We start from the raw sequence: 18,834 nt of genomic DNA, 5'->3' as shown, positions 1-18,834 counted from the left end.
TTGTCACAATAATGACGACAACCGTTATTTTTGAGCAAGAAATTATATGGGCTTTGGTATTGGTGATTTATTCTGGATTTTTCTCCTTCTGACTTCTTTGCAACCCCTTTGGCAAAAACGTCAAATAGAATATCGGCGCTTGCGTGCTTTACAAGAATTCCAGCAGGAACGCAAAAGTCGGGTGATTTTGCTCATTCACCGCCAAGAGTCCCTTAGCTTCCTGGGAATTCCCATATCTCGCTATATTACTATCGAAGACTCAGAACAAATATTGCGAGCAATTCGCCTTACACCCCCAGATGTACCGATTGACTTAATTTTGCATACTCCTGGTGGTTTGGTTTTAGCTACAGAACAAATCGCCAGAGCATTAATTCGCCACCAGGCAAAAGTTACAGTCTTTGTACCCCATTATGCCATGAGTGGCGGTACCATGCTTGCGATCGCAAGCGATGAAATTATTATGGATGCTAACGCTGTCTTAGGGCCAGTTGATCCCCAATTGGGTAACTACCCAGCAGCGAGTATCTTAAAAGTAGTTGAAGATAAACCCATCAGTGAGATTGATGACCAAACTCTAATTATGGCCGACCTCTCACGCAAAGCAATACAGCAGGTACAGAGGTTTGTACGAACTCTGCTAAAAGACAGTATACCTAAACAGAAAGTTCTGCCAGAAAATATCGAATCGATTATCGAAGCCTTGACAACCGGCCGCGTCACCCACGACTATCCCATCACTATAGAGGAAGCAACAGAAATGGGGCTGCCCGTAACTGTCGGGCTGCCCCATTCTATTTATGATCTCATGGATTTGTACCCACAGCCACAAGGAGGCCGACCCAGCGTCCAGTACATTCCTATGCCTTACAATGACCGCCGTCCAATTCTACCTATGCCCAAGGGCAGACCTCTAGAAGAACCAAATCAAATGACTTAAGAGGTTTTGAGGTAGGAGTTTTTGGTGGCGATTAGGGTGTAGCTGTCGGTGTAGCTGTTGGTGTAGCTGTTGGCGTAGCTGTTGGTGTAGCCATCGGTTTAGCTGTCGGTGTAGCCATCGGTTTAGCTGTCGGTGTAGCCATCGGTTTAGCTGTCGGTTTAGCTGTCGGTTTAGCCGTCGGTTTAGCCGTTGGCGTAGTTGTTGGTTTAGCCGTCGGCTGAGTGAAGACTGTCTTTGCTTCTTCATTCAGCTTTTGGCGGAGTGCTAAATTAGCAATTCCGGTTTCTTGCAACTGATATTTCTTCTGATACTCCTTCACCACCGCTTCCATCTGAGGACCATAAAAATGATCGCGGGGAAGGGGAGGATTAGGCTTGAGCACAGCATTCAAATTTGTTTGCAGAATTTTGATGATGTTAGCAGCAAAACCTTGGGTTCTTGGCCCGGCTATCCCATCAACTGGTTTTAGCCTATAACCCGTCTGAAATTCACGAATTGCCTTTTTAGTTTGGTCATCCGTCAAAGCACCATTTGTGACCTTGACGTTATAGCCTAACCCTCGCAACACAGCACGGAATTGCTGGGGGGTATAGCTACGTTGAGAGGCTGCGAAACCTGTGTCTGCAATTACGACGCTAGCAGTTATCAGGCAAGTAACAGCAAAGTTTGCGCTTGATTTTCCAAACCCACACCACATACTTAAAACTCCTTTGAGTTAAATCAGCAGGATTATAAATGTTAACAGCTGCATTTTAAGTTTGTTTAATAACTTTTTTTGCAATTTTTTAATATTTTTTGAATAATTTGTGATTTATTTTTGTCAAATTTAACTTTGAATCCAAAAACTAATTTCTGTCATCCATCAAAAGAAGTATCTTGTATTAGCAGAGATACAGCCTGATTTTAATTGAATCCACCCCTTAAATACTAAATTACAGTAGTGCATACATCTGTTACCTGTGTCAAGCTAGAGCCAGGGCAATCGGAGATGCTGCGCGAACGGAGCGGGTTTTGTCCTTCGTTCAAAGTCCCCTTCTTGTATTCTGGCGACTGACTCCTGAATTCTGTTTCGATAAATGAAAGAGCTTATATTCCAAACACCCAAAAGATGTATAATATATGACAAAAAATGAAGAATATAAAATCTTCTAAGCAAGGGAATCTTTGGTTTGAAAGAATTATGGCAATTACTGCCACCGTAAATTTAGGTTTAGTTTTGTTTAATTTAAGTTACGTACCTTGGCGAGATTTCTACTTGCGAAAACTTCCCCAAATTATTCAGATTTATGACCCAATAAAAGGTATTGAACCCCATCGAGACACAAAAAGTTATTTAGAAACGGTAGACGCATTAGAACAACAAGTCAGGGAAACAGGGTTAGAGTCTTCTCAAGTAAATAGCAGGCTAATACAAATAAGTCATCTTAGCAGCGAGATGATTGACAGTAACCCGTTTGCGGGAGTGAATAAAAGTGGGACTCTGGAAAAAATCAAAAAGCGGATGCGATCGCACATCGGTAATGAATCTGCAAAACAGTCCTTTGCAACTTTCTGGAGTCAGCCATACCTATCACAAAATGGCTGGGTTAAAGAAATTAATTTTTTCAACCAGAGCATCCGCCCTTTAATTGCCTCTAACTACTTCCGCCAAATCGGTGAAAATGGCGAATTTGTTGATAATTTCTGGATTATTGACTTACCCTTTCTGATTTTATTTGGCGTAGAATTGCTGGGGCGCACTTTCTTAATCAGACGCCAACATCCTGGTTTTAGCTGGTTTGAAGCAGTTTTGTGGCGTTGGTACGACCTATTTTTACTACTGCCATTTTGGCGGTGGCTGCGAATCATACCTGTAGTAGTCCGCCTCGATCAAGTGCAGTTATTGAATCTGCATCCAGTGCGAAAGCAAATTAATCAAGGGATTGTCGCTAACTTTGCCGAAGAACTTACAGAAATTGTAGTGGTGAGGGTAATTAATCAGGTTCAGGGTTCAATACAGAAGGGTGAGTTAACGCGCTGGCTTTCACAACAAGAAAATTTACGTCCCTACATAGATATTAATAATGTGAATGAAGTCGAAGCGATCGCAGGTCTTTTAGTAAAGACAATTGTCTACCAAGTCTTACCCGAAATCCAACCTGCGATCGTAGCCATTTTGCGCCACAACATCGAAACCGTCTTCCATCAAGTCCCCGTCTATCGCAACCTGCAAAACCTCCCTGGCGTGGGACAAGCCCAAACCCAGTTAAGCGAACAACTGGCGACTCAAATCACAACTAATCTTTACAAAACTTTAGTTAGCGCTGTTGAAGACCCCGTGGGCGCAAAACTCACCAGTCAACTAGTAGAAACCTTTAGCAAAGTCTTAGGATCTCAAATCAAGGAAAAACACGTACTTTCAGAAATTCAGAGTTTACTTTTTGACTTCTTAGAAGAAATCAAACTCAACTACGTCCAGCGTTTGTCTCAAGAAGACATAGACCAAATTATCGAGCAAACCAGAAAGCTACGAACACAAGTATCAGTTCCAGTAGTAGTGAAAAGATGAGGGAGATGAGGGAGTGAGGGACAAGAATTAATAACCAATACCCAATGCCCCATGCCCAATCCCCAATACACGACTATAAAAGAAATGCGCTAAACTCGAATTAGGCGAATCATAATTGGTTCGTCACAAGACTTCTTGGAAGATATACCTATCGCAGGAAGTGGGTCAATGCCCACTTTTTTTATTGAATTCTCTCATGGCTCATCCTTTAATTCCACAAATTATTGATTTGGCGACACCAGTAGCAGAAGAACTGGGATTGGAAGTGGTTGGCGTGGTTTTTCACACCAACCAAAGTCCACCAGTTTTGCGGGTAGACATTCGCAATCCTGAGCAAGACACCGGGTTAAATGATTGTGAGAGGATGAGCCGTGCTTTAGAAACCTCCTTAGATGCTGCCCAAATCGTTCCAGATGCATACGTCTTGGAAGTCTCTAGTCCTGGGATTTCGCGGCAACTGGTAACAGACAGGGAGTTTATTTCCTTTAAAGGATTTCCTGTCATTATCTCCACAACGCCCCCTTACGAAGGACAACAAGAGTGGACAGGTCAGTTGATTCGCCGGGATGAGACAGCACTTTACTTAAACCAAAAAGGTCGTGTAGTCGAAATTCCCCGCTCCCTAATTACTAAGGTGCAACTAGACGAGCGCCGATAAACAAAGGGCTAAGGCTTAGGAGTTAGAGATTAGAACACCTTGGCTCAAGGCTAAAGGTTAGGAACTAGGGCTAGAGATTAGAGGTTAGTGTAAAACTATTTTCTAATCTCTGGCTCTAATGCGTAGTTTTCAGTCCCTACTCCCCACTCCCCATTCCCTAATTTTTAAAGGAGATTGCTTATGTCAATGGTTACTTTACCTGGATTAAAAGAATTAATTGAAAGTATCAGTCGAGAGCGGAATTTACCTCGTCTTGCAGTTCAATCAGCTATTAGAGAAGCACTACTAAAAGGCTACGAACGTTATCGTCGCGCCCAAAATTTAGAACGCAAACAGTTTGACGAAGATTATTTTGAGAATTTTGAAGTAGAACTCGATATTGAAGAAGAAGGATTTCGCGTTCTTTCCACCAAAACCATTGTCGAAGCAGTCAATAATACAGACCATCAGATTTCTCTAGATGAAGTTCAACAAGTAGCTCCCGAAGCGCAGTTAGGGGACTCTGTGGTGCTGGATGTGACCCCCGATCAAGGAGAGTTTGGTCGGATGGCGGCGATGCAAACCAAGCAGGTACTAGCGCAAAAATTACGGGATCAACAGCGCCAAATGGTGCAAGAAGAATTCCAAGATTTAGAAGGAACTGTCCTGCAAGCAAGAGTCCTGCGGTTTGAGCGACAATCAGTGGTTTTGGCAGTTAGCAGTGGCTTTGGTCAGCCAGAAGTAGAAGCCGAATTACCGAAGCGGGAACAGCTGCCCAACGATAATTATCGAGCAAATGCCACCTTTAAGGTATATCTCAAAAAAGTCTCCCAAGGTCAGCAACGAGGGCCACAGTTGCTTGTGTCTCGTGCTGATGCTGGTTTAGTGGTTTATCTATTTGCTAACGAAGTCCCAGAAATTGAAGATGAGGTGGTACGGATTGTTGCCGTAGCGAGGGAGGCAAACCCCCCCTCCCGTTATGTCGGACCCCGGACTAAAATAGCAGTAGATACCCTCGATCGCGATGTAGATCCAGTAGGCGCTTGTATCGGAGCCAGGGGATCGCGAATTCAAGTGGTAGTCAACGAATTACGCGGTGAAAAAATAGATGTAATTCGCTGGTCGCCAGACCCAGCAACATATATCGCTAATGCCTTAAGTCCAGCCCGAGTCGATGAAGTCCGTCTGATGGACCCAGAATCCCGGCAAACTCACGTACTAGTGGCTGAAGACCAATTGAGTTTGGCCATAGGCAAAGAAGGACAAAATGTTCGTTTGGCAGCCCGTCTAACTGGTTGGAAAATAGACATCAAAGACAAAGCTAAATACGACTATGCCGGAGAAGATGCCAAATTTATGGCTGTAAGAACAAAATATCAATCAGAGCAATCAGAGGAAGACGATCTTGAATATGAGGAAGAATTCGAGGATGAAAATCAGGACGGATTAGAAGATGAGGATAGTTTTGACAAAGACGATGATGAATAATTGATTAAATTTGTAAAGTTTTGATACTGTAGATTGTAGTCTCAGTCTCTTAGCTTATTTTCTCAAAAGCTAGTTGGTATGAGTAAAAAATAGTAATAATAAACTTATTTTTACATCCAGAATGCTGGACTGAGATCACACAAAAGCGATGAAACCAAATTATCGGCGCTGTATTAGTTGCCGGAAAGTAGGGTCAAAAGATGAGTTTTGGCGGATTGTCCGCGTCTTTCCATCGGGAAAGGTACAATTAGATCAGGGCATGGGGCGTTCTGCCTATATTTGTCCCGAAACGAGTTGCCTACAAGCAGCTCAAAAAAAAAATCGACTAGGGCGATCGCTACATGCATCAGTGCCAGAAACACTGTACCAAAGCTTGTCGCAACGTCTAGCCCGCACTAATACCCAAAACCAAATTTAATTGGAACAACTTTGTGACGTAATCACCAGAGAAATAGTGCGAAAGCCGAAGTCGCGCTTTCATGACACCCTCTGTTGCTCGTTAAGGTTAGTGCCAAAATAGTAAATGGGTGTAAAAGGTATTCGGCTCTCCAATAATTTAAGAGGGGCGAGGCAAGATTCCCAGAATAAAGATGTAATCGATTGTGTTGTGGAAGGCTCAGAATCACCAAAACAAGAAACTACAAAATGGCAACCTGGTAGCGCTCAGGCGCAGTTCGGCGTCAGGGGTTCCTATAAAAATCTTTTAAAAAATTTTTATGGGTGTCCCTTAACCATCATTCCTGGTGGGGATGCCATTATTAAACCGAAACATCTCTCTTTCCTGATTGGAGGCACCGGCAAAAACTGAACGGCAGTCTAAAAACAGTAATCCAAGGATGGAGATGTCGCACTCCCAGGCAACCATCCGCTAAAACTGTAAATTAAAGGGGAAGAGTGGATGAACAACGGCAAAGTTAGAATCTATGAATTATCAAAGGAATTGAATTTGGATAACAAAGAGCTACTAGCAATTTGCGACCAGCTCGATATTGCGGTCAAAAGTCATAGCAGCACGATTTCAGAATCCGAGGCAGAAAGCATCCGTACAGCTGCGGAAAAACTCGCAGCGACGAATGTCTCCGCCAAAAAGGAACTACGTACAACCAGCCAGAAACCAAACTCACCACCAAACGGCGGATCTGCCCGACCTGCTGCACCCCACAAACAGCAAATTTTGGAAATACGCAAACCCAAAATATTGAGAAATACTACCTCCAACGCCCCAGAGGCGTCAGTTGCTACCAATACCCAAGCTGCCTTGTCTGAAGCTAATCCTCCCTCTCCACCACGGCCTTTCGCTACACCAGTCTCACCCATGAAGCCGGCAGCACCAACTCGACCTGTGCCCCGGACTCAATCTGAGACTCAAGAGCAACCTCCTGTCACAGACTTAGAACAAACGCCTAATCCAAATCAGCCACCGGAAAAAATAGCATCGCCAAAACCGGAAAAAATAGTTGCACCCAGACCGAAAGCGGAAAAACCGATCAAACCGCAACTAGTTGCCCCTCCGGCAAGGCCGGCGGCAGAAGAAGCCCAGGTGGCGGTGGCAGATGAACAAGTATCTCAGGCAGATAAACCGATCCTTAAACGCGACCAACGGCAACGGCCTGTCGAAGGCGATCGCGAACAAATTAAGCCCAGAGTTGCTAAACTGCCAACTGACCCGTCTGTGCAAACTGCACCACAAAGACAGGCTCGACCCACCCCTGCACCTAGTAGACCAGAGCAGAGGGGCAATAGACCATCTGCACCATCCCAACTAGGAGAGGGGCAACGACCCAGGCCAGCCCGTCCTGGTGAAGCAGTAGCAGCCGCAATGCCGATCGCTACTCCACCCAGACAGATGTCAGGAATAGCGGGCAAATCTCAAGGATTGGGTGATGAGCCAGTCATCGCACCCGATCTCCTCGATTTGAAACGGCCAAGTCCACCTCGCCCCACCAAAGGCGGCAAAAAGTGGGTTGAAGAGGAAATAATTGACGAAGTTAAAGAGAAGGCTAAAGCTGGCGTCAAAGGCAAGCGAATCAAGCCGATACTGGATGATGAGTTTGAAGAAGATTTGCTAGATGATGACGATCTAGACTCACCAGCCACCGTCCAAGTCAGCCTTTCCATCGCTCGTCCTCCCAAACCCAAAGCGACTCGACCTGTGCAGATGCCAAGTGCAGCCCTTGCTAGCGCCCCAACTGCTAGAGGCAGTAGAAAACCTGGTTCTAAGTCTGGTTCTAGCCGTGACAATCACAATAACCGTCGCCAGCAACAAGAAGCTGACACCAAGCGCGATCGTCCAGCAAAAGTGGCGATCACAGGCCCCTTGACTGTACAAGAACTGGCTGACGTTTTAGCCGTTCCCGATACAGAGATTGTGAAAATCCTGTTCCTCAAAGGCATGGCGGTGAGTATCACCCAAAATCTAGATATTCCCACAATTACCCTAGTAGGAAAAGAACTAGAAATAGAAGTCGAAACCGCCGAGCGAGAAGCAGAAGCTCGGAAAGTTACGGAAATGGTCGGCGCAGAAGACTTTGAATATCTCCTCCGCCGTCCGCCAGTCGTGACAATTATGGGTCACGTAGACCACGGTAAAACAACCCTGCTCGACTCAATCCGCAAAACAAAAGTGGCTGCTGGCGAAGCTGGTGGTATTACTCAACACATCGGTGCATACCATGTGGATGTAGTACACGAGGGCAAACCACAGCAGATAGTCTTCCTGGATACTCCTGGTCACGAAGCCTTTACAGCAATGCGGGCTAGAGGAGCGCGGGTAACAGACATTGCCGTGTTGGTAGTAGCTGCTGATGATGGTGTCCGTCCTCAAACGATTGAAGCCATTAGCCACGCCCAAGCTGCGGGAGTGCCAATTGTTGTTGCAATCAACAAAATTGACAAAGAAGGCGCACAGCCAGAGCGCGTTAAACAAGAACTCACTCAGTATGGTCTAACCGCAGAAGACTGGGGTGGTGAGACAATTATGGTTCCCGTGAGCGCCATCAGAGGCGAAAACCTGGATACGCTCTTAGAGATGATTCTCTTAGTAGCAGAGGTTGGAGAACTATCTGCCAACCCAGATCGGGCTGCTAAAGGAACTGTAATTGAAGCACATCTGGATAAAGCCAAGGGAGCAGTTGCTACCCTGCTAATTCAGAATGGCACCCTGCATGTAGGAGATATCTTGGTAGCTGGTTCGGCCTTCGGTAAAGTCCGGGCGATGGTCGATGACAGAGGCAAGAGAGTAGATATTGCTTCTCCTTCCTTTGCTGTCGAGGTATTAGGTTTAAGTGATGTGCCAGCAGCAGGCGACGAGTTCGAGGTCTTCCAGAACGAAAAAGAAGCCAGAGCGCTCGCTAGCGATCGCGCCGACAGACAACGCCTATCCCGCCTGTTACAAGGTCGTGTTACCCTTACAACCCTGTCCGCTCAAGCCCAAGAAGGCGAGTTGAAAGAACTCAACTTGATCTTGAAGGGAGACGTACAAGGTTCGGTGGAAGCCATTGTGGGAGCGCTCAAGCAAATCCCGCAAAACGAAGTCCAAATTCGGATGCTCTTGGCTACTGCTGGAGAAATCACCGAGACAGATATCGACTTAGCAGCTGCCAGTAACGCTGTAATTATTGGCTTCAACACCACCTTCGCTAGTGGTGCAAGACAAGCCGCCGATGAAGCGGGTGTAGATGTTCGAGAATACAACGTGATCTACAAACTCCTAGAAGATATCCAAGATGCCTTGGAAGGTCTTTTGGAACCAGAGTTGGTGGAAGAACCCTTGGGTCAAACCGAAGTCCGTGCCGTCTTCCCAGTCGGTCGCGGTGCTGTTGCCGGTTGCTACGTTCAATCTGGCAAGCTAGTTCGCAACTGCAAAGTCAGAGTGCGACGCGGTGGTAAGGTGATCTTTGAAGGCGTCCTTGACTCCCTAAAACGGATGAAAGAAGATACCCGTGAGGTCAACGCCGGTTATGAATGCGGTGTCGGCATGGATAAATTCAATGACTGGGTTGAAGGTGACATCATCGAATCCTATCAGATGGTTACGAAGCGCCGCACTCTCACCTTAACGAGATAGTGTTAAGGGTAAAATGGTTAGAAGTTAGGAGTAATAAATTAGGAGTTAGGAATTAGCAGCCTTTAACTCCTAACTCCTAACTCTTAACTCATAACTTTTTATTATGCATTCATTTCGCTCTGAACCTATTTTGTGGATTCACGTCGCTGGATTGGCGACGCTGCCTGTTTTTTTAGTCCTCTGCTTATTGTTTTTGTCTGTAGGCGAGCCGTTTTTACCAGTCTGGATGGAGCTATTTTTAGTTGCCGCTATTGGGATTCTCCCCCTGCTATGGATGCAGTTGCGTCGCCCTTTTTATATATTTGCTCTTTTAGGAATAGCCTTAAAGCCAGAAAATTTGACCGAGCGGCAGCGAAAAATTCTCTGTTTAATTAATACAAAGTTAAATCGTATCCTGGCATTAGTAGCAGCAGTATTGTCAGTTTGGGTGCTGTGGCAGCTTTACCAAATTGCCCCATTAGTCGCAAATTCAGCTAAATTTCTCCCACAATGGCGTAGCGTTGCACTAGTGTTTGCGGGGTTAGCGTTTTTAGGCAGCAATCTATTTTTACAAATACCTGTGAGTGTAATGCGAGTTTTAGTGACTAATGACACAGAATTCGCTGGCATAGAGCCATTATCTTTAGAAAAGATTAAGCAGGATTTCACAATTTTAGGAGTACGGGTTAATCAAATCGTCCCCCGATTGTTGGAATCCTTGTTTAGGATTAATACAGATTCGTAGCAGCCCGTAAAGTATATTATTTGACTTTAAAGGGCTAGAAATAAGTAGTAGAGGAGCAGGGGAGTAAGAATTTGAGATTTTAGATTTGGGATTTTATATTAAAATTTAATCCAAAATCCAAAATTAAATTGCCCAATGCCAATGCCCAATTACCGTTGAAGTTAAAATAAAGGAATGAGAAACTATGGCTCAAATTCCAGCTTCTAGCGATCGCCAATTTCCTGCTGATACTGAAATTTGGTATAGCCTCAAAAGTGCGATCTCCACTAGTTCCGGTTTTCAACGCTGGCAACTAGAACGCGATGCTCAATTACACGGAATTCGCTTAGAACAACAGGTACAACGGTATTTAAGAGAAACTTTAGAAACTTTAGCTTACTAAACACCAAATAAATCTTGTAGGCTTGTTTGCAAGCGGCGGAGTTGACGGTATGCACCCTGTAAGCGTTTTCCATCAACTTCGACTTCATTTGTGGGATAATTTTTAACAATTTTGATTAGCGACACCTGCCCATCTTGACTCGCAGAAATTACCAAAGCGGCTCGCAAAGCCTGCCGATCTGCTCTGTGAGACGGTGTATAAATAACTTGACTAATTTGATCTAAAATAATATTACCAATCCGGCTATTGAGCACTCTATCTAAAAATACAAGGTTTACCTTCATCGGCTCCGTCAAATACTGACGGATCGCTTTAGGATCTTGTCGCGCCAAAGCCAAATTAACTCGTAGTGAAGGTGAAAGTTCACCTGTTTGGGCAAAAGTCGATAGCTCCTCGACTGAAAGTGATTCACGCAAAATACCATAATTTAGCACCACTTGTTCAGCAGCAAAGGCAGGAGTGGACAAAAGTAGAAGGCAGGTACTACCTACCAAAACTAAAGTGCGACGCAGCCCCAAAAATTTAAAACGCATTTGTTCCCATTTCCAATAGGTTTGCTTTTCCTGTGATGGTATTCCAGCAGTATGAGTTGCGGCATCTGGCTTGAGGGAATACTAAAAAATAAATCATTCAGTAGCCAGGATGAGCGCTTAGACAAGGCAGCGAGAGACTTGTTGATAGATGCCTCATCCCGAAAGCCCTAGTACATCTGTGCCTAATAAGGTTGGTTCTTTTACCCTTCAAAGTTGGCTTGACACAGTACTAGTAAAATTTTCTGAATAAAAAATATAACTAATGTATAAGTTCTGTGATCTATCTAAGGAATTTAGCTGAATCAGTGCTAATCATCCAGTATAGTTTTGCATGGGTTTTACAGCAGCTACAAAGCTGCTACCTTTAACCTTGTTCGACACACCATAATTCAGCACATCACAGACTCAAAAAATGAAATACCGGGGTTTTCACATTTCTCTAACGGAGATTTTTCGCCTTCTTTCTAGCAGTCATCTCAGATATACTTTACGCGTGGGAGCCGGACTAACGGCAATGCTTGTTGTCTCTAGTGGGTCAATACTACTACCTGAAGAGGTTAATGCTGGCGCTACTCATCCAGAAGCTATCGCCCCAACTCTTACAGTGCAAGCTCCTGCAACAGCCGCAGCTATTTACGTTAATCCAGCAACGGGTACAGATAGTGCTGGTGCTGGTGCAACCTCAACTGCACCTTACAAGAGCATAAGTTTTGCTCTTAGTCAAGCCCAACCAGGTGCAGTTATTCAATTAGCACCTGGGAACTATAACCAGGAAAGTGGCGAAACCTTCCCACTCTTGCTTAAACCAGGGGTGACACTGCGCGGTGATGAAACTACTAAAGGTCAGGGGATATTGATTACAGGTGGAGGTTTCTACACGAGTCGCACCTTTGCCAGACAGGACATTACCATCCTTGCCCAGCAAGATACTACGATCGCAGGTGTCACCGTCACCAACCCAAATAGCCGGGGTACGGGTGTGTGGGTGGAGTCAACCAATCCGATTATCACAAACAGTACTTTTACTAACAGTGTTCGAGAGGGTGTTTTTGTCACGGGTACAGGCAATCCGAAAATTGAAAGTAACGTCTTTGTACAAAACAAAGGTAATGGGATTTCAATTGCTAGAGCCGCTCAAGGAGAAATTCGGAATAACTTATTTCAGGATACTGGTTTTGGTCTAGCGATCGGTGGCACTTCCACACCCCAAATTGTGGAAAATCAAATTATCGAAAACCAAGACGGTCTTTTTATCTCAGAGTCAGCAAAGCCCGTATTGCGTAAAAATGTCATTCAGAACAATAAGCGGGATGGTCTAGTAGCAACTGTCAATGCTTTACCTGACCTCGGCACTAACGAAAATCCTGGTGGAAATTTAATTCGCAATAACACTCGTTATGATGTGAACAACGCCACTAAAACTGGTCAAATTGTCGCTGTTGGCAACGATATCGATCAGAAAAAGATTTTTGGCTCAGTAGATTTTGTTGCCGCAACTGTTAACCCACCACCTGGAGGGGCTACCGCCTTTAAAGATGTAGCAGCAAATTACTGGGCAAAAGCCTACATCGAAGCTTTAGCTTCCCAAAATATCATTGCTGGCTTTCCTGATGGCAGCTTTAAACCCAACGAACCTGTAACCCGCGCTCAATTCGCCACTATTGTCAATAAAGCCCTAACACCAGCAAGCAAACGCCCAAGCATTAAGTTTAAGGATGTAGCAAGCAATTTCTGGGCTTACGCGGCAATTCAATCTGCTTACCAGAGTCAATTTGTTTCTGGTTATCCTGATGGAACTTTTAAGCCACAGCAGCAAATTCCTAGAGTGCAAGCCTTAGTCGCTTTAGCTAATGGTTTGGGCTTAACTGCGAATAATCAGAATATCCTTTCCTTTTACACCGATGCTGCTCAGATTCCTAATTATGCGATCGCTCCTATGGCGGCGGCAACTGCACGGCAATTAGTGATCAACTATCCCACAGCCAAGCAACTTAATCCTAATCGTCAGGCGACTAGAGCCGAAGTTGCTGCCTTTGTTTACCAGGCACTCGTCAATGCTGGACGCGCTCAAGCAATTCCTTCATCCTATTTGGTAACAGCTCAGTAAATTGGAAGCGCCAGACTAACAAATTATCAGTCTGGCGCTTCCATTAAATAATTCGTAATAGAGCCTCCGGCACGCTGCGCGGTTTTCATGCCCAAAGGGCTGTACGTAATTCGTAATTCGTAATGACGCTCCTATGTCGCTAACGCTACGCTAAGGTAATTAAGTTTTGCAACGGGGATAAAGACCAATAGGGTCAAGAATTAGGATTTTTACCCGATTGGGGGCGTTGTTGCCGATGCTGCTCCCAGCGCCAGAGGAAAACCATTAAGGCAACGATCGCTACTTGGAGAGCTAAACTTGGCATTGCGCTTTCAACATCGCGTCCGGCAAGCACTTGGAAGAAAAAGACGAATGCACCGAGGAAGCCAGAAGCACCGAAAGCGATGTAGAAAAATTGTCGGAAGCCACGATAAGGAGCGGCTATTTCTGCTTTCAGGCTGGCATATTGTTCAGGCTTAAGGCGATTTTTGAGATTTTGATTTACCATGATTAAATCATGTTATACTCTTAGATTGTGTACGCCGATGTGGCTCAGTGGTAGAGCAGCTGATTCGTAATCAGCAGGCCGTGGGTTCAAATCCCATCATCGGCTTTGATAAAGTATTGCTCAATACTAAAGTTTGACATAAATCAAGTGTACAGTGACTAATTATTCCTCGTCGGTGACAGATTAATGTCGTAGTGACAAATTATTGTCATCAAACCTAGTAATTTGCTTCCGTATGTATTGGTGACAAATTATCAAAACAGAATTCAGGAGTCAGGTGGTCGCCGAGCCTGTCCTGACTTGTACTAAGCGTAGTCGAAGTAGCGTAGCCGTAAAGCCTGCGGCATAGCTACGCTTAGGGCGCAGCCTATGTGAGCCAGAATGGGCTAAACGCCCCGCTACCGCTAACAGAATTGAATTCTGTGATTTAACACCCCTACTCCCATTTTCAAGCTAGGTGGATTATTGCAGCAAAGGAGTTGTGCCATTACCGTTAGTTGACGCATTTGCAATTGCAGCTTGAGTAGGTTGAGTAGTAAGAACCGCTACAACTGGAGTAACTTTTGAACTAGATTGTTTAGTTCGTTTTCGATTGGAGCCGCCAGCCTTGGAATACTCTATACTGTTTCTGCCGTAGACACTTGCAACTCCACTTAGCATTCGTTCAGACAATTCGGAGAGAGCTTTATCCATCTGGGTTACTGTTTTACGCGATTCTTCCAGATTAGAAACCAGCGTATTATTAGCTTCTAGCATCGCACGGGTAGTGTTGATTAGGTGGTTGTAAGCTTCAATGGTTAACCCATGTCCTAAATCCAGATTTTCATCAATAGATTTAAGCAAGGCGAGACGAAGTTGGGCTTTGTCAATAGCAGCAGAACCACGAGTTTTTAAAGACATGAGATATCTTTTTTTTAATTACTTTTTCAAGATAGTGGAGTGTCCTTTTGCCTGAGATGGGTAGTTTTGTGGATTTATTTGATTAAAAGTTCAACGAAATAATTACGACTTTACCTGTGTTTTTACTCATTTTTTATATCGATTTGTTGTTTGAGAATTAAGTACAATCAGCAACAGTAATCACAAAATCAATAAATGCGTACCCCGAAATAGCAAACGCGAACCCCGAAATAGCAAACGCGTACCCCGAAATAGCAAATGCGTACCCCGAAATAACAAACGCGAACCCCGAAATAACAAACGCGAACCCCGAAATAGCAAATGCGTACCCCGAAATAATAATTGCGTACCCCGAAATAACAATTGCAATCGCCAAATCTATAAATGCTTACGCGGAAATAACAAATGCGTACCCCGAAATAGCAAACGCGTACCCCGAAATAATAATTGCGATCGCAAAATCGATGAAAAATGAAGTCAGAAGTTGGAAGTCATTATCCACCAAGTGTATTGGGATATAATGCCGGATAATAGAGACAGTTTAATTACGGTGTCTAAATTTTCATGCAGTTTGAGTGGGATGAGGCGAAAAATTTAGAGAATATTCGCAAACATGAGATTGATTTCGCCGATGTTCCTGAGATGTTTGCAAGTCCAATGCTAATTGAGTTAGATGATCGTTTTGATTACGGTGAAGATCATTGGTTGGGTATAGGTTTCCTCGGTAACGGTGTAGTGGTTGTAGTTTGGACAGAACGTAAAAATAATCTGATTCGGATCATTTCAGCACGAAGGGCAAATCGGTATGAACGACAAAAACTTGAGAAATACCTCTCGTACTAACTGGACAGCATTGGAGTCAATGAACGATGAAGAAATTGACTACTCTGATATTCCACCATTGACAGAAGATTTTTTTCAGAAAGCTACTCTCCGAGTTCCCGCACCTCAAGCACATCAACTGGTACAGATTGAGCCAGATATACTAGAGTGGTTTCAAGCTCAAAGCGGAGAATATAAAACTTTAATCAACTCTGTTTTACGTCGTTACATCGAAAACTGCGACGAACAGCGAACAGTGTAACAATTTAAAAATAACAAACGCGTTGGCGTAGCCCAACCCAGGCATCGCCAAATCTATAATTGCAAACACAAAAATAATAAATGCCAACCCCGAAATCAAAAATGCGTTGGCGTAGCCCGCACTATTTTGTAGGATTGATGTCTGCGGCGATTACTCTATTAATTGAATTAGATATTGACTAAGATTATGTAATAATTTTTTATGCCTTTCTGTTGATATTGTGCCAATTGAGCCAATTATACTGTTACGAGTAATGACAGCTAAAAAACTTAATCTAATAACAGATTGACGAACTAAACCACTGGATTGAAAATCATCATCATTAGGTGAAATGATTTCGTCAAAGTTAGGAATATATTGTTTTAATTGTGTACTAATCCCACATATCAAAAAGTCTTGATATTTTGGCATTTCTCTCAAAATCAGCGTAGGACGGTTTTTTATTTCTCCATTTGCTTGAGGAATAGGAGTTAGTATAATGTTACCTTCTTTCATAATTAGGGTTATACTCTTTAATTGATTCTACAGCATATTCTGGTTCATCTTCTGCATAACATTGATTTAAGTTATTTAAAGAGAAGGATTGCCAATTTTCTCTTTCTTCTGTATTGGTTTCTAAAACAGTTACATCTTCGACTTGTGGAAGTGTTGAAGATTTAGTGATTAAATATTCGGCATAATGTAAAAGTTCAATTTTCAGGGAATTGGGCAAACTTTCGATGATTTTCCATAGGGCTGTTTCGGTACTCATAATTACTCCTTTTGGAATTTATAAGGATTAATATTACTTATTATTTTGATTGTAAGGTACAAGATCGGCGATGCCTACGGCGGGCTGCGCCTACGCACTATTTTATAGGAGTGATGTCTGCGACAAGGAAGGCGATAAGCCTAACGGCATAGCTTCTCTACGAGAGGCTGCGCCAACGCTTACCGCAAAATCAGTATATTGTCTATTCACAAGTAAAAAACACTCATCCACGAGGTTCTTTCATTGTCAGAAACACATCATTTGTGATGAAATTCTACGTTTTTCTGGAATTTAGGACGTTGGTGTTGAATTTATCTCATCATAAAATTACTTCTCACGCTCTTACCCATGAACGAACAGCGTCAGCAAGCCTATCTCAACCTTATTCGCAGCCTGTTAGATTCTCCCAGTGGTGAAAGACCAAAAATTTTAGCAGCAAACCAAGAATTACTTGATGCTGGCTTCTTTCAGAAGATAGAAGAAGTAGCACAGATGTGTTCCCAACACGGGGATGAGAAGACAGCGAATAGTTTGCGAAATTTGGCAATGCAACTAGGGGAAGCGTTGAATCTAGATAATCAAGTAGATTTGCAATCTCTCAGTGAGGAGGAGGGACAAGCATATATCCAATTCTTGATGGAGGTATTACGAGCAACCGCACAAAGTGAAGGCAATTCCCAGGTAGTTTACCCCTTGCTGGCAAAGAATACAGACAAACTCGACGGGGTGTTAGCAGAAATATTGCGCCGTTGGGCGACAAATATACTGGGGGAAGCGGAAGCAAATGAGGCGAAATCCCTAGCAAAAGATATTTTCTATTTTAGCGGTCTAATTCAGAAATTCCCCTTGGGTGACAAAGGCAGCAATATGGAAATTGCTATTACTGGCTATGAATTCGTGCTAACTGTCTACAAAGAAGAAGCTTTGCCTCAACATTGGGCAGCAACGAAAAATAATCTCGCTGGTGCCTACAGGGAGAGAATTAAAGGAGACAAGGCAGAGAATATCGAAAATGCGATCGCTGCTCATACTGCTACTTTAACTGTCTACAAAGAAGAAGCTTTGCCTCAAGAATGGGCAGCAACGAAAAATAATCTCGCAATTGCCTACAGGGAGAGAATTAAAGGAGACAAGGCAGAGAATATCGAAAATGCGATCGCTGCTTATACAGCTGCTTTAACTGTCTACAAAGAAGAAGCTTTGCCTCAAGAATGGGCAGCAACGAAAAATAATCTAGCTACTGCCTACGGGGATAGAATTAAAGGAGATAGGGCAGATAACATCGAAAATGCGATCGCGGCTTATACTGCTGCTTTAACTGTCAGAACCAGAAAAGCTTTGCCTATTGATTGGGCAATGACGCAAAATAATCTAGCTACTGCCTACGGGGATAGAATTAAAGGAGACAGGGCAGATAACATCGAAAATGCGATCGCTGCTTATACTGCCGCTTTAACTGTCTACAAAGAAGAAACTTTGCCTCAAGAATGGGCAGCAACGCAAAATAATCTCGCACTTGCCTACAGCAAGAGAATAAAAGGAGACAGAGCAGACAATATCGAAAATAGGATCGCGGCTTTAACTGCTGCTTTAACTGTCAGAACTAGAAAAGCTTTGCCTGTTGATTGGGCAGCAACGCAAAATAATCTCGGACTTGCCTACAGGGATAGAATTAAAGGAGATAGGGCAGATAACATCGAAAATGCGATCGCGGCTTATACTGCTGCTTTAACTGTCTACAAAGAAGAAACTTTGCCTCAAGAATGGGCAATGACGCAAAATAATCTCGCAAATGCCTACAGCGAGAGAATTAAAGGAAATAAGGCAGATAACATCGAAAATGTGATTGCGGCTTATACTGCCGCTTTAACTATCTACAAAGAAAAAACTTTCCCTCAAGATTGGGCAGCAATGCAAAATAATCTCGCTGTTGCCCACAGCAAGAGAATAAAAGGAGACAGGGCAGATAACATCGAAAATGCGATCGCGGCTTATACTGCTGCTTTAACTGTCAGAACCAGAGAAGCTTTGCCTGTTGATTGGGCAGCAACGCAAAATAATCTCGCTGTTGCCTACAGCAAGAGAATAAAACGAGACAGGGCAGATAACATCGAAAATGCGATCGCGGCTTATACTGCTGCTTTAACTGTCAGAACCAGAGAAGCTTTGCCTGTTGATTGGGCAGCA

General features: G+C 43.7%; 18 protein-coding genes, 1 tRNA gene and 1 pseudogene. 14 read left to right on the top strand and 6 right to left on the bottom strand.

Annotation, left to right across the window (positions count from 1 at the left end):
* The first annotated feature begins 46 nt into the window (after positions 1-46).
* Positions 47-940 (top strand): SDH family Clp fold serine proteinase, encoded by an 894-nt coding sequence (locus V7K73_RS00405; protein WP_334876103.1) that lies wholly within the window; start codon positions 47-49, stop codon positions 938-940.
* Positions 941-971: 31 nt separating this feature from the next.
* Here the strand turns inward: V7K73_RS00405 and V7K73_RS00400 are convergent, their stop codons facing one another.
* Entirely contained in the window at positions 972-1,637 is a 666-nt protein-coding gene (locus V7K73_RS00400) for a peptidoglycan-binding domain-containing protein (protein WP_334876101.1), read from the bottom strand.
* A gap of 432 nt (positions 1,638-2,069) precedes the next feature.
* Here V7K73_RS00400 and V7K73_RS00395 point away from each other — a divergent pair, with 432 nt between their 5' ends.
* The 8 genes from V7K73_RS00395 to V7K73_RS00360 all read left to right on the top strand — a co-directional run bounded on the left by V7K73_RS00395 (position 2,070) and on the right by V7K73_RS00360 (position 10,785).
* Positions 2,070-3,488 carry a hypothetical protein gene (locus V7K73_RS00395; RefSeq protein ID WP_334876099.1) on the top strand — a complete coding sequence of 473 codons (1,419 nt, stop codon included), beginning with the start codon at positions 2,070-2,072 and terminating at the stop codon, positions 3,486-3,488.
* Positions 3,489-3,684: 196 nt separating this feature from the next.
* On the top strand, positions 3,685-4,146 hold the full coding sequence (gene rimP / locus V7K73_RS00390) for a ribosome maturation factor RimP (RefSeq protein ID WP_334876098.1): 462 nt from the start codon (positions 3,685-3,687) through the stop codon (positions 4,144-4,146).
* Positions 4,147-4,326: 180 nt separating this feature from the next.
* Positions 4,327-5,613 carry a transcription termination factor NusA gene (gene nusA / locus V7K73_RS00385; protein WP_334876096.1) on the top strand — a complete coding sequence of 429 codons (1,287 nt, stop codon included), beginning with the start codon at positions 4,327-4,329 and terminating at the stop codon, positions 5,611-5,613.
* Positions 5,614-5,761: 148 nt separating this feature from the next.
* On the top strand, positions 5,762-6,031 hold the full coding sequence (locus V7K73_RS00380; RefSeq protein WP_334797507.1) for a YlxR family protein: 270 nt from the start codon (positions 5,762-5,764) through the stop codon (positions 6,029-6,031).
* 105 nt (positions 6,032-6,136) lie between these two features.
* Positions 6,137-6,421 carry a hypothetical protein gene (locus V7K73_RS00375; protein ID WP_334876094.1) on the top strand — a complete coding sequence of 95 codons (285 nt, stop codon included), beginning with the start codon at positions 6,137-6,139 and terminating at the stop codon, positions 6,419-6,421.
* A gap of 90 nt (positions 6,422-6,511) precedes the next feature.
* Positions 6,512-9,679 (top strand): translation initiation factor IF-2, encoded by a 3,168-nt coding sequence (gene infB, locus V7K73_RS00370; protein ID WP_334876092.1) that lies wholly within the window; start codon positions 6,512-6,514, stop codon positions 9,677-9,679.
* A 103-nt stretch (positions 9,680-9,782) separates the two neighbouring features.
* Positions 9,783-10,403, top strand: a complete 621-nt coding sequence (locus tag V7K73_RS00365) for a low-complexity tail membrane protein (RefSeq protein WP_334876090.1) — start codon at positions 9,783-9,785, stop codon at positions 10,401-10,403.
* Between the two features lie 184 nt (positions 10,404-10,587).
* The gene (locus tag V7K73_RS00360; RefSeq protein ID WP_334876088.1) at positions 10,588-10,785 is read left to right on the top strand and encodes a hypothetical protein; all 198 of its coding nucleotides are present in this window, start codon (positions 10,588-10,590) and stop codon (positions 10,783-10,785) included.
* Here V7K73_RS00360 and V7K73_RS00355 read toward each other — a convergent pair.
* Positions 10,782-11,318 carry an alpha/beta hydrolase gene (locus V7K73_RS00355; protein ID WP_334876086.1) on the bottom strand — a complete coding sequence of 179 codons (537 nt, stop codon included), beginning with the start codon at positions 11,316-11,318 and terminating at the stop codon, positions 10,782-10,784. The two genes, V7K73_RS00360 and V7K73_RS00355, sit on opposite strands and share 4 nt — an antisense overlap.
* 412 nt (positions 11,319-11,730) lie before the next feature.
* Between V7K73_RS00355 and V7K73_RS00350 the strand changes: the two genes are divergently transcribed.
* On the top strand, positions 11,731-13,425 hold the full coding sequence (locus V7K73_RS00350; protein ID WP_334876084.1) for a DUF1565 domain-containing protein: 1,695 nt from the start codon (positions 11,731-11,733) through the stop codon (positions 13,423-13,425).
* Between the two features lie 193 nt (positions 13,426-13,618).
* On the opposite strand, the gene V7K73_RS00345 is transcribed toward V7K73_RS00350, so the two are convergent.
* Positions 13,619-13,912, bottom strand: coding sequence for a DUF3493 domain-containing protein (locus tag V7K73_RS00345; protein WP_334876082.1), 294 nt, complete (start codon positions 13,910-13,912; stop codon positions 13,619-13,621).
* Positions 13,913-13,945: 33 nt separating this feature from the next.
* Here V7K73_RS00345 and V7K73_RS00340 point away from each other — a divergent pair.
* A tRNA-Thr gene (locus tag V7K73_RS00340) sits at positions 13,946-14,017 on the top strand.
* Between the two features lie 357 nt (positions 14,018-14,374).
* On the opposite strand, the gene V7K73_RS00335 is transcribed toward V7K73_RS00340, so the two are convergent.
* Complete coding sequence (locus V7K73_RS00335; protein ID WP_334876080.1) at positions 14,375-14,812, bottom strand: hypothetical protein; 438 nt, start codon at positions 14,810-14,812, stop codon at positions 14,375-14,377.
* 564 nt (positions 14,813-15,376) lie between these two features.
* Between V7K73_RS00335 and V7K73_RS00330 the strand changes: the two genes are divergently transcribed.
* Positions 15,377-15,655, top strand: a complete 279-nt coding sequence (locus tag V7K73_RS00330; protein WP_334876078.1) for a BrnT family toxin — start codon at positions 15,377-15,379, stop codon at positions 15,653-15,655.
* Positions 15,618-15,896, top strand: coding sequence for a BrnA antitoxin family protein (locus tag V7K73_RS00325; protein ID WP_334876076.1), 279 nt, complete (start codon positions 15,618-15,620; stop codon positions 15,894-15,896). Before V7K73_RS00330 ends, V7K73_RS00325 begins: the two co-directional genes overlap by 38 nt.
* Positions 15,897-16,046: 150 nt before the next feature.
* Here V7K73_RS00325 and V7K73_RS00320 read toward each other — a convergent pair whose 3' ends face one another.
* Both V7K73_RS00320 and V7K73_RS00315 read right to left on the bottom strand, forming a co-directional pair.
* Positions 16,047-16,391, bottom strand: a complete 345-nt coding sequence (locus tag V7K73_RS00320) for a type II toxin-antitoxin system PemK/MazF family toxin (RefSeq protein ID WP_334876074.1) — start codon at positions 16,389-16,391, stop codon at positions 16,047-16,049.
* Positions 16,378-16,647 (bottom strand): DUF2281 domain-containing protein, encoded by a 270-nt coding sequence (locus V7K73_RS00315; protein ID WP_334876072.1) that lies wholly within the window; start codon positions 16,645-16,647, stop codon positions 16,378-16,380. The genes V7K73_RS00320 and V7K73_RS00315 overlap by 14 nt, the downstream gene beginning before the upstream one ends.
* 348 nt (positions 16,648-16,995) lie before the next feature.
* On the opposite strand from V7K73_RS00315, the pseudogene V7K73_RS00310 reads away from it, so the two are divergent.
* Positions 16,996-18,834: pseudogene (locus V7K73_RS00310) on the top strand (CHAT domain-containing protein); the annotation flags it as partial.

The organism is Nostoc sp., assembly GCF_036916975.1.
In the GTDB taxonomy this organism is placed as follows: Bacteria; Cyanobacteriota; Cyanobacteriia; order Cyanobacteriales; family Nostocaceae; genus Nostoc.
This window is presented reverse-complemented; position numbering and strand designations above follow the sequence as displayed.